This is a genomic window from Pseudomonas sp. URMO17WK12:I7, from assembly GCF_003269045.1.
Classification (GTDB): Bacteria; Pseudomonadota; Gammaproteobacteria; order Pseudomonadales; family Pseudomonadaceae; genus Aquipseudomonas; species Aquipseudomonas putida_J.
Genome location: NZ_QLTL01000010.1, coordinates 52,343 through 69,027 on the forward strand (window position 1 = coordinate 52,343; position 16,685 = coordinate 69,027).

The 16,685-nt window shown below is 61.4% G+C and carries 14 protein-coding genes; 10 read left to right on the top strand and 4 right to left on the bottom strand.

All coding sequences use genetic code 11. The features are described 5' to 3' along the window. Positions 1-14: 14 nt before the first annotated feature. Positions 15-332 (bottom strand): hypothetical protein, encoded by a 318-nt coding sequence (locus H040_RS15085; RefSeq protein ID WP_027920886.1) that lies wholly within the window; start codon positions 330-332, stop codon positions 15-17. A 127-nt stretch (positions 333-459) separates the two neighbouring features. Between H040_RS15085 and H040_RS15090 the strand changes: the two genes are divergently transcribed. Further along, the gene (locus H040_RS15090) at positions 460-930 is read left to right on the top strand and encodes an Lrp/AsnC family transcriptional regulator (protein ID WP_027920887.1); all 471 of its coding nucleotides are present in this window, start codon (positions 460-462) and stop codon (positions 928-930) included. 575 nt (positions 931-1,505) lie between these two features. Here H040_RS15090 and H040_RS15095 read toward each other — a convergent pair. Continuing rightward, positions 1,506-2,882, bottom strand: a complete 1,377-nt coding sequence (locus H040_RS15095) for a CYTH domain-containing protein (protein WP_027920888.1) — start codon at positions 2,880-2,882, stop codon at positions 1,506-1,508. Between the two features lie 114 nt (positions 2,883-2,996). On the opposite strand from H040_RS15095, the gene argE reads away from it, so the two are divergent. Together argE and argA are read left to right on the top strand one after the other, a co-directional pair. Next, a complete protein-coding gene (argE, locus tag H040_RS15100) occupies positions 2,997-4,139 on the top strand; it encodes an acetylornithine deacetylase (protein WP_027920889.1) in 1,143 nt (380 codons plus the stop codon). A gap of 125 nt (positions 4,140-4,264) precedes the next feature. Continuing rightward, entirely contained in the window at positions 4,265-5,563 is a 1,299-nt protein-coding gene (argA, locus tag H040_RS15105) for an amino-acid N-acetyltransferase (RefSeq protein WP_027920890.1), read from the top strand. 57 nt (positions 5,564-5,620) lie between these two features. Here the strand turns inward: argA and H040_RS15110 are convergent, their stop codons facing one another. Further along, positions 5,621-6,997 (bottom strand): glutamine synthetase family protein, encoded by a 1,377-nt coding sequence (locus H040_RS15110; RefSeq protein WP_027920891.1) that lies wholly within the window; start codon positions 6,995-6,997, stop codon positions 5,621-5,623. Between the two features lie 574 nt (positions 6,998-7,571). Between H040_RS15110 and H040_RS15120 the strand changes: the two genes are divergently transcribed. From H040_RS15120 to H040_RS15150, 7 genes are all read left to right on the top strand, one after another. After that, positions 7,572-8,930 (top strand): glutamine synthetase family protein, encoded by a 1,359-nt coding sequence (locus H040_RS15120; protein WP_027920892.1) that lies wholly within the window; start codon positions 7,572-7,574, stop codon positions 8,928-8,930. 50 nt (positions 8,931-8,980) lie between these two features. Beyond that, the gene (locus H040_RS15125) at positions 8,981-10,342 is read left to right on the top strand and encodes an aspartate aminotransferase family protein (RefSeq protein ID WP_027920893.1); all 1,362 of its coding nucleotides are present in this window, start codon (positions 8,981-8,983) and stop codon (positions 10,340-10,342) included. Positions 10,343-10,512: 170 nt separating this feature from the next. Then, entirely contained in the window at positions 10,513-11,610 is a 1,098-nt protein-coding gene (locus tag H040_RS15130; protein WP_027920894.1) for a polyamine ABC transporter substrate-binding protein, read from the top strand. A 174-nt stretch (positions 11,611-11,784) separates the two neighbouring features. Continuing rightward, positions 11,785-12,879 (top strand): polyamine ABC transporter substrate-binding protein, encoded by a 1,095-nt coding sequence (locus tag H040_RS15135; protein ID WP_027920895.1) that lies wholly within the window; start codon positions 11,785-11,787, stop codon positions 12,877-12,879. A 71-nt stretch (positions 12,880-12,950) separates the two neighbouring features. Next, the gene (locus H040_RS15140) at positions 12,951-14,093 is read left to right on the top strand and encodes an ABC transporter ATP-binding protein (protein WP_027920896.1); all 1,143 of its coding nucleotides are present in this window, start codon (positions 12,951-12,953) and stop codon (positions 14,091-14,093) included. A gap of 35 nt (positions 14,094-14,128) precedes the next feature. After that, a complete protein-coding gene (locus H040_RS15145) occupies positions 14,129-15,010 on the top strand; it encodes an ABC transporter permease subunit (RefSeq protein ID WP_177326727.1) in 882 nt (293 codons plus the stop codon). Beyond that, positions 15,007-15,900: an ABC transporter permease subunit gene (locus H040_RS15150; protein ID WP_003258560.1), complete on the top strand. Its 894-nt coding sequence runs from the start codon at positions 15,007-15,009 to the stop codon at positions 15,898-15,900. Before H040_RS15145 ends, H040_RS15150 begins: the two co-directional genes overlap by 4 nt. Positions 15,901-15,994: 94 nt before the next feature. Here H040_RS15150 and H040_RS15155 read toward each other — a convergent pair whose 3' ends face one another. Continuing rightward, complete coding sequence (locus H040_RS15155) at positions 15,995-16,450, bottom strand: REP-associated tyrosine transposase (RefSeq protein WP_027920898.1); 456 nt, start codon at positions 16,448-16,450, stop codon at positions 15,995-15,997. Positions 16,451-16,685 lie beyond the last annotated feature (235 nt).

The following is a 16,685-nucleotide window of genomic DNA, read 5'->3' on the forward strand; positions in this document are numbered from 1 at the left end:
TGCGCCGCCGGGCTTCAGACCACCGCCAGCTCCAGGCGCGCCAGGTTTTCCAGGCTCACTTCCCCGACACACACCAGGTTGCGCAGTTTTTGTGCAATCACTTGCGCCCGATGCCAGCTCAGCCCGCCGACGCCAACCTCGATGTCGAGCCAGTCTTCCTGCTGGTTGACCTGCACGCTGTGCGGTGTCAGGAACTGCAGGGCAAACAGGTTGAGCACCCGGCAAAGGGTATCCGGCTCGGCTTCGGCCTGCAGGCGATATCGTACGGTGCTGTGGCTGGTGTTGGCGGCCCAGGCATCGCTGCGGGCCAAGGGGCGTTCGAGTGCGTTCATGCTGGGTCTCCGCGAATGTGGGAGAAATTCTTGCACGTCGAGGCGGGTATTTTTTCGCTATGATTCCATCGAATGCCTAGTGCTGCAGATTGATTAATTCGAATAAGTACTTTTTTGGGGATTATTAATGCAAGGCGAACTGGATGCCTATGACCGACGCATTCTCGAGCTCCTGCAAGAGGACGCATCGCTGTCCAGTGCGCAGATCGCCGAGCGTGTGGGGCTGTCACAATCACCCTGCTGGCGCAGGATTCAGCGGCTGAAAGACGAAGGTGTGATCCGTGGGCAGGTGACCCTGCTGGATCGCAAGAAAGTCGGCCTGAACACGCAGATTTTTGCTGAGGTGAAACTCAACGCCCACGGCCGCTCCAACTTCACCGAATTCACCGAGGCGATCCGCGGCTTTCCGGAAGTGCTGGAGTGTTATGTGCTGATGGGGGCGGTGGATTTTCTGTTGCGCATCGTTACCTCGGATATCGAGGCTTATGAGCGCTTCTTTTTCGAAAAGCTCTCGAACGTGCCGGGTATTCAGGAAGTGAACTCGATTGTGGCGCTGTCGGAGATCAAGTCCACCACCAGCCTGCCACTGTCGAGGTGAGGCCGCTTCAGACCCGCTGATGCGGCCCCTGTAGGAGCGGCCTCGTGTCGCGAAAGGGCCACAAATCGGACCCTGCAAAATCAGCCTACTGCAAAAATCCTGGGGGCGCTTCGCACCCCTTTCGCGACACAAGGCCGCTCCTGCAAAGCCTTGTTAGCCTTCAGGAGCGGTATAAAGCCTTGAGCAAACGGTTCTGATCGACCGCCCGAGCCTGCTCGATACGCGCTTTTCCGTAGGAGCGGCCTCGTGTCGCGAAAGGGCCACAAATCGGACCCGGCAAAATCAGCCTACTGCAAAAATCCTGGGGGCGCTTCGCACCCCTTTCGCGACACAAGGCCGCTCCTGCAAAGCCTTGTTAGCCTTCAGGAGCGGTATAAAGCCTTGAGCAAACGGTTCTGATCGACCGCCCGAGCCTGCTCGATACGCGCTTTTCAGTAGGAGCGGCCTCGTGTCGCGAAGGGCCGCAAAGCGGACCCTGCAAATTCAGCCTACTGCACAAATCCTGGGGGCGCTTCGCACCCCTTTCGCGACACAAGGCCGCTCCTACAAAGCCTCGTTAGCCTCCAGAGGCGGTCTCAAGCCTTGAGCAGGTGCTTCCAGCCACGGCTCTGGTCGACCGCCCGAGCTTGCTCGATACGCGCTTCCAGCAGTTCGCCAGGCTCTTCGCCCAAGGGCAGCTCAGCCAGTTCATGCAGCTTTTTCAGGTCGCCGTACAGGCGGTCCATCTGGGGTGCTTCGAGCACCTGGCGAGCATGGTGCAGCCAGGCCAGCAGCTGTTCGATACGCGGCAGCTGTTCGGCCAGGTCTTCCGGGCGCTGGGTGTACAGCGTCAGCTTCAGCGAGCGGCCTTCCTCACCCAGCAGGTGCGCCAGCCAGCTGGCCAGCTGCGCCTTGCCTTGGCGCTCGCCACGGCCCTTGCGCTCCACGGTCCAGGCGCGGGCCAGCAGCCAGCGCGAGGTTTCCAGGGAGAACTGGCCCCAGCGTACGTCTTCGAGCTCTTGGATGAACTGCTCGGGCGCGGCACGGCGGATGTCTTCGTCGTCATTACCGGCCTGCACCAGCGGGCGCCAGTCTTCCAGTAGCGCATCGAGGCTGGCGCGCAGCTCGCGGGTAGTCGCGCGTGGCGCAGCCTGGCCCAGGCTGGCAACCAGTGCGCGCAACTCGGCCAGGCACTGCACCCAGTCCTGCAGCAGGCGCCAGTGGCCATTGTGGCGATACTGCTCGGCCAGGCGCTGGCTGCTGCCCAGCAATTGCCAGGCGAGGGCTGCGAAGGCGTCGTCCACGGCCATTTCGGCGTCCAGCTCGGTGGTTGGCAGGCCCAGCTCGTAGCTGTCCGGCTCCAGCAGGCGGTAGCCGCGCTCGGCCTTGCTGATGTCGCATGGCATCAGCGGCAGGCTGGCGGCCAGCTCGGCAGCCAGCTCCAGCAGCGCTTCAGGGGCGCCTTCGCGCAACTCCAGTTCGAGCTCGCAGATCTCTTCCTTCTGCTTGCCGGCGATCACGAAGCCTTGGTCCAGCGCGGCCTCGATGACCACCTTGCTCTTACCACGGCCCCAGGCGATTTCGGCGAACTCGCGGGTGAAATCGGTGGTGAACAACGGCTTGATGGTTTTCTTGTCCAGCTCGGCCAGTGGCTCTGGCCAGCAGGTGGCGTCGAGCTTTTTCAGGTCGAGCTTGACCTTGTCCAGGTGCCATTCGTATTCATTGCGCTCGGACAGCCCGGCGACGCTCTGGCCACGGCACTTCAGGGTCTGGATGATCACCTCGCCGTCGCGGCGCAGGCGCAGGGCGACACGGGCCGCGCAGAGGTCGCGCGCAGGGGTGTCGAAGTACTGGTTGAGCAGCTCGCGGGTCTGCCAGCCGGACTTGTTGCGCTTTTTCAGCAGGGGGTGCTCGCGCAGGGCAGCCAGGGTCTCGCGACTGGCGCGGAGCTTGAGTTCGGTTTCTTTGTGCATCGCAGGCTCGAAGGAGGGCGTGATTGCCGTGCAGTCTACAGGACTGGGCCGGCAACGGTTTATTCCTTGCGCCGGATGGCCCTATGATGGGCAACGCTTCCGAGGAGTACGCGCATGCCGTTGCCAACGCTGAAAGACCAGTTTGCCGCCTTGATTGCCGCGCCCTCGGTCAGTTGCACCCAGCCTGCACTGGACCAGTCCAACCGCCAGGTCATCGACCTGCTGGCCGGCTGGCTGGGCGATCTGGGGTTCAGTTGTGACATCCGCCAGGTCAGCCCGGGCAAGTTCAACCTGCTGGCCAGCCGTGGCACCGGCCCCGGTGGCCTGGTGTTGGCCGGCCATAGCGACACGGTGCCCTACGACGAACAGCTGTGGTCCAGCGACCCGCTCAAGCTGACCGAGGTCGATGGCCGATGGGTCGGCCTGGGCAGTTGCGACATGAAAGGCTTTTTCGCCTTGGTCATCGAAGCGGTGATTCCGCTGCTTGAGCACGATTTCAAGCAACCACTGCTGATCCTCGCCACCTGTGATGAAGAAAGCTCGATGTCCGGCGCCCGCGCCCTGGCAGCCGCCGGCCAGCCACTCGGCCGCGCAGCGGTGATCGGCGAGCCCACGGGCCTGCGGCCGATCCGCATGCACAAGGGCATCCTCATGGACCGCATCGACATCCTCGGGCGCAGCGGCCATTCGTCCGACCCGAGCCTGGGCCACAGCGCGATGGAGGCCATGCATGAGGTGATGGGTGAACTGATGGGCCTGCGCCGGCAGTGGCAGGAAACCTTCCGCAATCCGCAATTTACCGTGCCTACGCCAACCATGAACTTCGGCTGCATTCATGGGGGGGACAACCCCAATCGCATCTGTGGCCAGTGCGCCCTGGAGTTCGACCTGCGCCCGCTGCCTGGCATGGATGTCGAACAGCTGCGCGCCGCCATTCGCGGCAAGCTCAAGCCGGTGGCCGAGCGCCATGAGGTGCGTATCGACTATGCGCCGCTGTTCCCGGAAGTGCCGCCCTTCGAGCAGGCCGCCGACGCCGAACTGGTGCAAGTGGCCGAACGCCTCACCGGCCATCGCGCCGAAGCGGTGGCGTTCGGTACCGAAGCGCCTTATCTTCAGCAGCTGGGTTGCCAGACCATCGTGCTGGGCCCCGGCGATATCGCCTGCGCTCACCAGCCCGGCGAATACCTGGAAATGTCACGAATCGAGCCTACCGTGCGTCTATTGCGTGACCTGATCCGGCACTACTGCCTGAATTAAACGTCCACCCTGTTGATTCGTTCTTGCCTAGAGGAGACCGCGCGTGACCGCAAGCCTGTTCCGACGATGATCCTGAACGCCGTGTGACTCACCGTTCTCCGTCCACTTTATCCACAGGCCCTGTCATGCCCGAATACGTCAACTGGCTACGTCATGCCTCCCCGTACATCAATGCCCATCGCGACTGCACCTTCGTGGTCATGCTCCCCGGCGATGGGGTTGAACACCCGAACTTCGGCAACATCGTCCACGACCTGGTACTGCTGCACAGCTTGGGTGTGCGCCTGGTGCTGGTGCATGGGTCGCGCCCGCAGATCGAAAGCCGTCTCTCTGATCGCGGCCTGACCCCGCACTACCACCGGGGCATGCGCATTACCGATGCCGCCACCCTGGACTGCGTGATCGATGCCGTGGGTGCCCTGCGCCTGGCCATCGAGGCGCGCCTGTCGATGGATATCGCCGCCTCGCCGATGCAGGGCTCGCGCCTGCGCGTGGCCTCCGGCAACCTGGTCACTGCACGGCCGATCGGCGTGCTCGAAGGGGTGGACTACCACCACACCGGCGAGGTGCGCCGGGTCGATCGCAAGGGCATCAGCCGCCTGCTCGACGAGCGCTCCATCGTGCTGCTGTCGCCGCTGGGCTACTCGCCCACCGGTGAAATCTTCAACCTGGCTTGCGAAGACGTCGCCACTCGCGCGGCCATCGAGCTGGGTGCCGACAAGCTGCTGCTGTTCGGCGCCGAACCTGGCCTGCTGGACGAAAACGGCAAGCTGGTGCGTGAACTGCGTCCGCAACAGATCGCCCCGCACCTGGCGCGCCTGGGCAGCGATTACCAGGGCGAGTTGCTGGATGCCGCCGCCGAGGCCTGCAAAGGCGGTGTGGCGCGCAGCCATATCGTCAGTTATGCCGAAGACGGTGCGCTGCTGACCGAGCTGTTCACCCGTGAAGGTGGCGGTACGCTGGTGTCGCAGGAGCAGTTCGAGGTCGTGCGTGAGGCGACCATCGATGATGTCGGTGGCCTGCTGGAGCTGATCAGCCCGCTGGAAGAGCAGGGCATCCTGGTGCGTCGCTCACGCGAGGTGCTGGAGCGCGAGATCGAACAGTTCAGCGTGGTCGAGCGTGAAGGGATGATCATTGCCTGCGCGGCGCTGTACCCGATTGCCGATTCGCAGGCGGGTGAACTGGCGTGCCTGGCGGTGAACCCGGAATACCGCCATGGCGGGCGCGGGGATGAGCTGCTTGAGCGGATCGAAGGGCGGGCGCGGCAGATGGGGTTGAATACCTTGTTCGTGCTTACCACCCGTACGGCGCATTGGTTCCGTGAACGCGGGTTTGCGCCCAGCGGTGTCGAGCGGCTGCCGGCGGCGCGGGCGTCACTGTACAACTACCAGCGCAATTCGAAGATCTTCGAGAAATCCCTGTAGGAGCCGAAGCGCCTGGAGATCAATGAAAAACGCCGCCCTGATGGGCGGCGTTTTTGTTTACACGGTGTGTAGATACCAGTTGTACTCGAGGTCGGAGATCGAGTGCTCGAACTCCTCCAGCTCGCTCTCCTTGCACGCGACGAAGATGTCGATGTACTTCGGATCGATGTACTTGTTCAGGATCTCGCTGTCGTCCAGCTCGCGCAGGGCATCGCGCAGGTTGTTCGGCAGGCTCTGCTCCAACTGCTCGTACGAGTTGCCTTCAATTGGCGTGCCTGGCTCGATCTTGTTGGTCAGGCCGTGGTGCACGCCTGCCAGCACGGCAGCCATCATCAGGTACGGGTTGGCGTCGGCGCCAGCTACGCGGTGCTCGATACGCACGGCATCTGCAGAGCCAGTCGGCACACGCAGGGCCACGGTACGGTTGTCCAGGCCCCAGCTCGGCGCATTCGGCACGTAGAACTGCGCGCCGAAGCGGCGGTAGGAGTTGACGTTCGGGCAGAGGAACGCCATGGACGCAGGCAGGGTCTCGAGCACACCGCCGACAGCGTGACGTAGCGCGGCGTTCTGCTCGGGATCCTCGCTGGTGAAGATGTTGTTGCCATCTTTGTCCAGCACGGAGATGTGTACATGCAGGCCGTTGCCAGCCTGGCCCGGGTAGGGCTTGGCCATGAAGGTGGTGTCCATTTCATGGTCGTAGGCGATGTTCTTGATCAACCGCTTGAGCAGTACCGCGTAGTCGCAGGCCTTGAGCGGGTCGGCAACGTGGTGCAGGTTGACTTCGAACTGCGCCGGGGCGCTTTCCTTGACGATGGCGTCGGCCGGGATGCCTTGCTCTTTCGCGCCTTCCAGGATGTCCTGCAGGCAGTCGGCATATTCGTCGAGGTCGTCGATCAGGTACACCTGGGTCGACTGCGGGCGCTTGCCCGAAATTGGCGAGCGTGGCGGCTGCGGACGGCCGTTCACGTTCTCCTGGTCGATGAGGTAGAACTCCAACTCGAACGCGGCGCAGATGGTCAGGCCCATGTCGGTGAACTTGCTCACCACCTGACGCAGCACTTCGCGCGGGTCAGCGAAGAATGGCTCGCCTTCCAGTTCGTGCATGGTCATCAGCAGTTGGGCGGTAGGACGCTTTTGCCACGGCTCATTGCAGAGCGTATCGGGGATTGGATAGCAGATGCGGTCAGCATCGCCGATGTCCAGGCCCAGCCCGGTGCTTTCGACGGTGGAACCGTTGATGTCCAGGGCGAAGAGGGAGGCAGGCAGGTTGATGCCTTTCTCGTAAACCTTGTGGAGGCTGGTGCGCTCAATGCGCTTGCCGCGCACCACACCATTCATATCTGCAATCAAAAGGTCAACGTAGAGAACCTCAGGATGTTCCTTAAGGAACGCGTTCGCTTCGTTAAGCTGAACGGCACGCGGGGGTACCGACATGATGCAACACCTTTGTTGTTAAAAATATCAATCAAGGGGGGCTTGCAGGACCAGTCAATCGAAAAGACAAACTGATGTCAAGCCAACCCCATGATGCCCTGAAACGGCACATCGACGGCAGATTTGCTGCATATCGGGGCATGCCATTATCCGCTATTTCCTTCGCAAAGGGCTATCTCCAACCTGCCGTGTTTTATTTTTTACGGAGGTGTTGTGTAAAAAAATTAACAAGGCTAAGCTCGGACTCAACCCAGAACACAATAATACGAGGGTCACATGGTCCGCTTGTCGCGACCTGAACGCGCTGCCTGCGCAGTGCAGTCGGGTATCCCTGCCGTTCCCGCACGCATCGGTCGAGCTGTGGCCTGCATGGCCGCAATAATTGACGCTTTGCGCACCTGGGCGATACCTCGTAACGCTTTTTCGTTGCTCTTCTCGTATTCCTGCCCTTTGATCCCGCTACGGACACGCTTGGTTTCAGTGTATCCACAGTGCGGCTGCGCGTGGGTTTTTGCTTTAGCAATCTACTCCATCCAGAATCAGAGCGCGGACCACCTTACCTCCTGAGGTATTTATGAGTAACAACCTCGACCAGCTCACCGATTGGTTGAAAGAGCACAAGATCACCGAAGTCGAATGCCTGATCAGCGACCTGACCGGCATCACCCGCGGCAAGATCTCGCCGACCAACAAGTTCATCGCCGAAAAAGGCATGCGCCTGCCCGAGAGCGTGCTGCTGCAGACCGTGACCGGCGACTATGTCGACGATGACATCTATTATGACCTGCTCGACCCGGCCGACATCGACATGATCTGCCGCCCCGACCAGGATGCCGTGTTCCTGGTGCCGTGGGCCATCGAGCCGACCGCCCAGGTAATCCACGACACCTACGACAAGAAGGGCAACCCGGTCGAACTGTCGCCGCGCAACGTGCTGAAGAAGGTCCTCAAGCTGTATGCCGACAAGGGCTGGCAGCCGATCGTCGCGCCGGAGATGGAGTTCTACCTGACCAAGCGCAGCGAAGACCCGGACTTCCCGCTGCAGCCGCCGGTTGGCCGCTCTGGCCGCCCGGAAACCGGCCGCCAGTCGTTCTCGATCGAGGCCGCCAACGAATTCGACCCGCTGTTCGAAGACGTCTACGACTGGTGCGAATTGCAGCGCCTGGACCTTGACACGCTGATCCACGAAGACGGCACGGCGCAGATGGAAATCAACTTCCGTCACGGCGATGCCCTTCACCTGGCCGACCAGATTCTGGTGTTCAAGCGCACCATGCGCGAGGCCGCGCTCAAGCACAACGTCGCCGCCACCTTCATGGCCAAGCCGATGACCGGCGAGCCGGGCAGTGCCATGCACCTGCACCAGAGCGTGGTCGACGTGGCCACTGGCAAGAACATCTTCAGTAATGAAGACGGCAGCATGAGCGAACTGTTCCTGCACCACATCGGTGGCTTGCAGAAGTTCATCCCCGAAGCGCTGCCGCTGTTCGCCCCCAACGTCAACTCGTTCCGCCGCTTCCTGCCCGACACCTCGGCACCCGTGAACGTCGAGTGGGGTGAGGAGAACCGCACCGTAGGCCTGCGCGTACCGGATGCCGGCCCGCAGAACCGCCGTGTCGAGAACCGCCTGCCGGGCGCCGATGCCAACCCTTACCTGGCCATCGCGGCCAGCCTGTTGTGCGGCTATATCGGCATGGTCGAGGGCATCGAAGCCAGCGCACCGGTTCAGGGCCGTGGCTACGAGCGCCGCAACCTGCGCCTGCCGCTGACCATCGAGGACGCCCTCGAACGCATGGAAATCAGCCGTGCGCTGGTGCAGTACCTGGGCAAGAAATTCATCACCGGCTACGTCGCCACCAAACGCGCCGAGCATGAGAACTTCAAGCGTGTCATCAGCTCCTGGGAGCGTGAGTTCCTGCTGTTTGCTGTGTGATCAACCCCCTGAGGCCGCCCGCCGGCGGCCTGCGGAACATGGAGAAGCACATGAGCGTCAAAAACCCGCAAACCCGTGAATGGCAAACCCTGAGCGGCGAGCACCACCTTGCACCTTTCAGTGACTACAAGCAGCTGAAGGAGAAGGGGCCGCGCATCATCACCAAGGCGCAGGGCGTGCATTTGTGGGACAGCGAGGGGAACAAGATCCTCGACGGCATGGCTGGCCTGTGGTGCGTGGCGGTCGGTTATGGGCGTGAAGAGCTGGTGCAGGCTGCCGAGAAGCAGATGCGCGAGCTGCCGTACTACAACCTGTTCTTCCAGACTGCCCATCCGCCTGCACTGGAGCTGGCCAAGGCCATCACCGACGTGGCGCCCGAGGGCATGACTCATGTGTTCTTCACCGGCTCCGGTTCCGAAGGCAATGACACCGTGCTGCGCATGGTTCGCCACTACTGGGCGCTGAAGGGCAAGCCGCACAAGCAGACCATCATCGGCCGCATCAACGGTTACCACGGCTCCACTTTCGCGGGTGCGTGCCTGGGCGGCATGAGCGGCATGCACGAGCAGGGCGGCCTGCCGATCCCGGGCATCGTGCACATCCCGCAGCCGTACTGGTTCGGTGAGGGCGGCGACATGAGCCCCGACGAGTTCGGCGTGTGGGCAGCCGAGCAGCTGGAGAAGAAAATTCTGGAAGTCGGCGAAGACAACGTCGCCGCCTTCATTGCCGAGCCGATCCAGGGCGCCGGCGGCGTGATCATTCCGCCAGAGACCTACTGGCCGAAGGTCAAGGAGATCCTGGCGAAGTACGACATCCTGTTTGTCGCCGACGAAGTGATCTGTGGCTTCGGCCGCACCGGTGAGTGGTTCGGCTCCGACTACTACGACCTCAAGCCCGACCTGATGACCATCGCCAAGGGCCTTACCTCCGGATACATCCCCATGGGCGGTGTGATCGTGCGTGACAAGGTGGCCAAGGTGATCAGCGAAGGTGGCGACTTCAACCACGGCTTCACCTATTCAGGCCACCCGGTGGCGGCCGCAGTGGGCCTGGAAAACCTGCGCATCCTGCGCGACGAGAAGATTGTCGAGAAGGCGCGCACGGAAGTGGCACCCTACTTGCAAAAACGTCTGCGCGAGCTGCAGGACCACCCGCTGGTGGGCGAGGTACGCGGCCTGGGCCTGCTCGGTGCAATCGAGCTGGTCAAGGACAAAGCCACCCGCAGCCGTTACGAAGGCAAGGGCGTGGGCATGGTGTGCCGCAACTTCTGCTTTGAAAACGGCCTGATCATGCGCGCGGTGGGCGACACCATGATCATCGCGCCACCGTTGGTGATCAGCCGCGAGGAGGTCGACGAGCTCGTGGAAAAGGCGCGCAAGTGCCTCGACCTGACCCTCGAAGCGATCCGTTGAGCGTTTGCTAGGCTAGCGATGTGACATTAAGTGGTTACAAGGCCCTGCTTTCCTTGAAACAGAGCCTTGTAACTTGCCAGACTAGCGGTTGTTTCAGTCGCTGCGACGCGTGTAGCGCGGGGCCTGGCTGCTGAACGGATGGCTAATCAAAAAAATCTGGAGCATGACGCATGAAGAAAATGGGCAAGACGTTGCTGGCCGCCGCCCTGATGGGTGCCATGGCCACTGCTGCACAGGCTGAAGACAAGGTACTGAACGTCTACAACTGGTCGGACTACATCGCTCCGGACACCATCGCCAAGTTCGAGAAGCAGACCGGCATCAAGGTCAAGTACGACGTCTTCGACAGCAACGAAACCCTCGAAGCCAAGCTGCTGGCGGGCAAGTCGGGCTACGACATCGTCGTGCCGTCCAACAACTTCCTGGCCAAGCAGATCAAGGCTGGCGTTTACGAAGAACTGGACCGCTCCAAACTGCCAAACTGGAAAAACCTGGACGAAGACCTGCTCAAGGCCGTCGGCGACGCCAGCGACAAGGACAACAAGCACGCCTTCCCATACATGTGGGGCTCGATCGGCATCGGCTACAACCCGGAGAAGGTCAAGGCCGCGCTGGGCGTGGACAAGATCGACTCGTGGGACGTGGTGTTCAAGCCTGAGAACATCGCCAAGCTCAAGAGCTGCGGCGTGAGCTTCCTGGATGCCCCGACCGAGATGATCCCGGCGGCGCTGCACTACCTGGGCAAGCCGACCAACAGCACCAGCAAGGAAGACCTGAAGGCCGCCGAAGATCTGTTCCTCAAGATCCGTCCTTCGATCACCTACTTCCACTCGTCCAAGTACATCGGCGACATGGCCAACGGCAACATCTGCGTGGCCGTCGGCTATTCGGGTGACCTGGAGCAGTCCAAGGCCCGCGCCCACGAAGCCGGCGACAAGGTCAAAGTGGACTACGTGATTCCGAAAGAAGGTGCCGGCACCTTCTACGACATGGTCGCCATCCCGAAAGATGCCGAACACAAAGACGCCGCCTACCAGTTCATGAACTTCCTGCTGCAGCCGGAAGTCATGGCCGAAATCACCAACGCTGTGCGCTTCCCGAACGGCAACGCCGCTGCCACCCAGTTCGTGGACAAGGCAATCACCAGCGACCCAAGCATTTATCCACCGGCTGAAGTGAAGAAACAGCTGTACGCGATCGCTGCACCAGATGCCAAGGTCCAGCGTGACATCACGCGTAGCTGGACCAAGATCAAATCGGGCAAATAACCCCGATGCGTGACCTCTGGGCCGGGTTTTTCCGGCCCAGAGCCAGTGAATGGCAATTGATGATTGCGGCATCGAAGCTGCGCAGGTAAGTTGCGCGCCGGTTTTGCGTGTGCGGCGGTGCTTGTAGCCAATAAGTACGCCGTCACCAAGGCACTGATTGTGAGGACCACCCACTTGTCTATTTCTGTATTACGCAAGGCCTTGATGGCTGGAGCGGGCCTGACGCTGGCATGCAGCGTCCAAGCGGCGCCTACGGTGCACTTCTACAACTGGTCGGACTATATCGGCCCGAACACGCTCGCGGACTTCGAAAAGGAAACGGGCATCAAACCCGTGCAGGACGTTTTCGATTCCAACGAAACCCTGGAAGGCAAACTGCTGGCCGGCAACACCGGCTATGACGTGGTGGTGCCGTCCAACCATTTCCTTGGCAAGCAGATCAAGGCGGGCGCGTTCCAGAAGCTCGACAAGAATCTGCTGCCCAATTATTCCAATCTCGACCCGGCGCTGATGAAACGCCTGGAAAAGAACGACCCGGGCAACCAGTACGCCGTGCCTTACCTGTGGGGCACCAACGGCATCGGTTACAACGTCGACAAGGTCAAGGCCGCGCTGGGCGTGGACACCATCGACTCCTGGGCTGTGCTGTTCGAACCCGAGAACATGAAGAAGCTCTCCAAGTGCGGTGTGGCCTTCCTCGACTCGGCAGACGAAATGCTCCCGGCGGTGCTCAACTACATGGGGCTCAGCCCCAACAGCACCGACCCCAAGGATTACGCCAAGGCCGAGCAGAAACTGCTGGCAGTACGCCCGTACGTGACCTACTTCCACTCGTCCAAGTACATCACCGACCTGGCCAACGGCGACATCTGCGTCGCGGCAGGCTTCTCGGGTGATGTGTTCCAGGCCAAGGCCCGCGCTGAAGAAGCGAAGAAGGGCGTGAACCTGGCTTACGCCATTCCCAAGGAAGGCGGCAACCTCTGGTTCGACGTACTGGCGATCCCCAAAGACGCCAAAAACGTGAAAGAGGCCCACGCCTTCATCAACTATTTGCTGAAACCTGAGGTTATCGCCCAGGTCAGTGATTACGTCGGTTACGCCAACCCGAACCCCAAGGCTGGCGACCTGATGGACCAGGCCGTGAGGACTGACGCTGCGGTTTACCCACCGCAGGAAGTGCTGGACAAGATGTTCGTGAACTCAGAGTTGCCGCCCAAGGTGCAGCGCCTGATGACCCGTAGCTGGACCAAGGTCAAGTCGGGCAAGTAATCATCCAGACCCGTTGCGGTACCTGAGACTCAGGCCGCACGGGCACAAAAATCTTGTTGGGAGTTTCACTCATGGCAGTTGCCTCCGGTGCCTATAAAAAAGCCCTCGAGGGTGGCCAGCAACCCAAGCAGGTGCTGGTCAAGATCGACCGGGTTACAAAAAAATTCGACGAAACGGTCGCCGTGGACGATGTGTCCCTGGAAATCCGCAAAGGCGAGATCTTCGCCCTGCTGGGTGGCTCCGGTTCCGGCAAGTCAACCTTGCTGCGTATGCTGGCTGGCTTCGAGCGCCCGACTGAAGGGCGGATCTTCCTCGATGGCGTAGACATCACCGACATGCCGCCATACGAGCGGCCGATCAACATGATGTTCCAGTCCTACGCGCTGTTCCCGCATATGACCGTGGCGCAGAACATCGCCTTCGGCCTGCAGCAGGACAAGATGCCCAAGGCCGAGATCGACGCCCGCGTGGCCGAGATGCTCAAGCTGGTGCACATGAGCCAGTACGCCAAGCGCAAGCCGCACCAGCTCTCCGGTGGCCAACGCCAGCGGGTAGCCCTGGCCCGTTCCCTGGCCAAGCGCCCCAAACTGCTGCTGCTCGACGAGCCGATGGGTGCACTGGACAAGAAGCTGCGTTCGCAGATGCAGCTGGAACTGGTGGAAATCATCGAGCGCGTGGGCGTGACTTGCGTGATGGTGACCCACGACCAGGAAGAGGCCATGACCATGGCCCAACGCATCGCCATCATGCACCTGGGCTGGATCGCCCAGATCGGCTCGCCAGTGGACATCTACGAGACCCCGACCAGCCGCCTGGTGTGCGAATTCATCGGTAACGTCAACCTGTTCGACGGTGATGTGGTCGACGACGCCGAAGGCCACGCGATCATTGCCAGCCCGGAACTGGAGCGCAAGATCTACGTCGGCCACGGCATCACCACCTCGGTGGAAGACAAGCACATCACCTACGCCCTGCGCCCTGAAAAGCTGCTGGTCACCACCAGCCAGCCAGACTTCGAGCACAACTGGTCGCGCGGCAAGGTCCACGACATCGCCTACCTGGGTGGCCACTCGGTGTTCTATGTCGAGCTGCCAAGCGGCAAGGTCGTCCAGTCGTTCGTCGCCAACACCGAGCGCCAGGGCGCACGCCCGACCTGGGGCGATGAGGTGTACGTGTGGTGGGAAGACGACAGCGGCGTGGTACTGCGGTCATGAAACCACGCAAGCTCAAGCGAGCCTTCCAGCGCTTAATCCCGGAGGGGCGGCACGTGGTGATCGGGGTTCCGTTCATCTGGCTGTTCCTGTTCTTCATGCTGCCGTTCTTCATCGTGTTGAAGATCAGCTTCGCCGAAGCCGACGTGGCGATCCCGCCGTATACCGAGATCTACAGCTACGTCGAAGACAAGGTCCAGGTGGTGCTCAACCTGGCCAACTACGGCCTGTTGACCGAGGATGAGCTGTACATCTCGGCCTACCTGGGCTCGTTGAAGATGGCCTTCTTCAGCACCCTGCTGTGCCTGTTGATCGGCTACCCGATGGCCTACGCCATCGCCAACGCCAAGAAGGAGACCCAGACGGTCTTGCTGTTGCTGATCATGATGCCGACCTGGACCGCGATCCTGATCCGCGTCTATGCCTGGATGGGTATCCTCAGCAACAACGGGCTGCTCAACGGCTTCCTGATGTGGACTGGGTTGATCGACCAGCCGCTGCAGATCCTCAACACCAACCTGGCGGTGTATATCGGCGTGGTTTATTCGTACCTGCCGTTCATGATCCTGCCGTTGTTCGCCAACCTGGTGAAGCATGACCCGAGCCTGCTCGAAGCCGCTTCGGACCTGGGGTCGAGCACCTTCAACAGCTTCTGGAAGATCACTGTCCCGCTGTCGAAGAACGGCATCATCGCCGGCTGCATGCTGGTGTTCATCCCGGTGGTGGGCGAGTTCGTCATTCCTGAGCTGCTTGGCGGCCCGGAAACCCTGATGATCGGTAAAGTGCTGTGGCAGGAATTCTTCAACAACCGTGACTGGCCGGTAGCCTCCGCCCTGGCGGTGGTAATGCTGGCGATCCTGATCGTGCCGATCTTGCTGTTCAACCGCAGCCAGGCCAAAGAAATGGAGGGCAGGGCATGAAGCGCTTCAGTTTCTCCAAGCTGATGCTGGTGCTCGGCTTGCTGTTCATCTACCTGCCGATGCTGATCCTGGTGATCTACTCGTTCAACGCCTCCAAGCTGGTGACGGTGTGGGGTGGCTGGTCGGTGAAGTGGTACGTCGGCCTGCTCGACAACACCCAGCTGATGGGTTCGGTGATGCGCTCGCTGGAGATCGCCTGCTACACGGCGGTAGCGGCAGTGGCGCTGGGTACCCTGGCGGCCTTCGTGCTGACCCGGGTCACCCGCTTCAAGGGCCGCACGCTGTTCGGCGGCCTGGTTACCGCGCCGTTGGTAATGCCTGAGGTGATCACCGGTCTGTCGCTGTTGCTGCTGTTCGTGGCCATGGCGCAGATGATCGGCTGGCCGCAGGAACGTGGCATCGTCACCATCTGGATTGCCCACACCACGTTCTGTGCGGCGTATGTGGCGGTGGTGGTGTCGGCGCGCCTGCGCGAGCTGGACCTGTCGATCGAGGAAGCGGCAATGGACCTGGGTGCCAAGCCGTGGAAGGTGTTCTTCCTGATCACCATTCCGATGATTGCGCCATCGCTGGCAGCGGGCGGCATGATGTCGTTCGCACTGTCGCTGGACGACCTGGTACTGGCGAGCTTCGTGTCGGGCCCAGGCTCGACCACCTTGCCGATGGAAGTGTTCTCGGCGGTGCGTCTGGGCGTGAAGCCTGAGATCAACGCCGTGGCCAGCCTGATCCTGCTGTCGGTGTCGCTGGTGACCTTCTTTGTCTGGTACTTCAGCCGCCAGGCCGAAGAGCGTCGTCGCAAGGCGATCCAGCAGGCGATCGAGGAAGGCGCGGCGGCCAACGCCTCGCAGCCACAGGTCAAGCGCCCGGCGCAGGTTGCAGCGTCGGCCTGACCCGGCCCTTTCGCGAGTGAACCCGCACCACAGGGTCACCACAATCTTCGGGTTTGTGGTGACCCTGCGGGAGCGCGAATGTCCCAATGCCGATTCAAAGCCATACGGCATCCCAGTGGGGATAGTCCCTGACACTTCTGACCAGGCCGGCCCGCAAGGGGTTGGCAACAATGTACCTGGCAACATGCACCATGCTCTCCTCCCGCCGCAGTGCCCGGTCCTGATACCCAGGCTGCCATACCGGATCATGCTCAACCCCTGCCTGATGCAGTACCAGACTGGACCTGGACTTGAACCTGCGCATCAATGTCCCCAGCGTCGTGCCTCTCAACTCGATCAGCCAATGCAGATGGTCCGGCATCAGTACCCAGGCCAAAGACCGGCAGGCATGTTCCTGATCGGATTGACGCAGTTGCTGAATGACCAGCCTTGCATGGTGGAAGTCTAGGAACAGTGGCTTGCGTTGGTGAGTCACAGTGGTCAACAGATAAAGCCTGCCGAGTTCAGAGTAACGGCCGCGCCGCAGCAGATGGGATTTTGCCCGAAGCATTGGTTTCTTCCTTGAAAATGACCTTTCCAAGGTACTGGCTGTGGTGCCCGGATAGTGCAACTGAATGGTTTCTGGATATCGCAGGTGGCTTGTGGGTGGCTGTACGGGCCCTTTCGCGGGTGAACCCGCTCCCACAGGCTAAGCGCCCGCCTTGAAGTCCATGCTGCACTTGTGGGGGCGGGTTCACCCGCGAAAGGGCCGGTACAGTCACCCACAAGCCAAGCGCCCGCCTTGA

What these genes read in the sequence shown, in the direction of transcription:
- H040_RS15090 (WP_027920887.1), top strand. Translation starts at nt 460, where the DNA reads ATGCAAGGCGAACTGGATGCCTATGACCGACGCATTCTCGAGCTCCTG.
- H040_RS15085 (WP_027920886.1), bottom strand. Translation starts at nt 332, where the DNA reads ATGAACGCACTCGAACGCCCCTTGGCCCGCAGCGATGCCTGGGCCGCC.
- argE (WP_027920889.1), top strand. Translation starts at nt 2,997, where the DNA reads ATGCCGTTGCCAACGCTGAAAGACCAGTTTGCCGCCTTGATTGCCGCG.
- H040_RS15095 (WP_027920888.1), bottom strand. Translation starts at nt 2,882, where the DNA reads ATGCACAAAGAAACCGAACTCAAGCTCCGCGCCAGTCGCGAGACCCTG.
- H040_RS15150 (WP_003258560.1), top strand. Translation starts at nt 15,007, where the DNA reads ATGAAGCGCTTCAGTTTCTCCAAGCTGATGCTGGTGCTCGGCTTGCTG.
- H040_RS15130 (WP_027920894.1), top strand. Translation starts at nt 10,513, where the DNA reads ATGAAGAAAATGGGCAAGACGTTGCTGGCCGCCGCCCTGATGGGTGCC.
- H040_RS15110 (WP_027920891.1), bottom strand. Translation starts at nt 6,997, where the DNA reads ATGTCGGTACCCCCGCGTGCCGTTCAGCTTAACGAAGCGAACGCGTTC.
- H040_RS15140 (WP_027920896.1), top strand. Translation starts at nt 12,951, where the DNA reads ATGGCAGTTGCCTCCGGTGCCTATAAAAAAGCCCTCGAGGGTGGCCAG.
- argA (WP_027920890.1), top strand. Translation starts at nt 4,265, where the DNA reads ATGCCCGAATACGTCAACTGGCTACGTCATGCCTCCCCGTACATCAAT.
- H040_RS15155 (WP_027920898.1), bottom strand. Translation starts at nt 16,450, where the DNA reads ATGCTTCGGGCAAAATCCCATCTGCTGCGGCGCGGCCGTTACTCTGAA.
- H040_RS15125 (WP_027920893.1), top strand. Translation starts at nt 8,981, where the DNA reads ATGAGCGTCAAAAACCCGCAAACCCGTGAATGGCAAACCCTGAGCGGC.
- H040_RS15120 (WP_027920892.1), top strand. Translation starts at nt 7,572, where the DNA reads ATGAGTAACAACCTCGACCAGCTCACCGATTGGTTGAAAGAGCACAAG.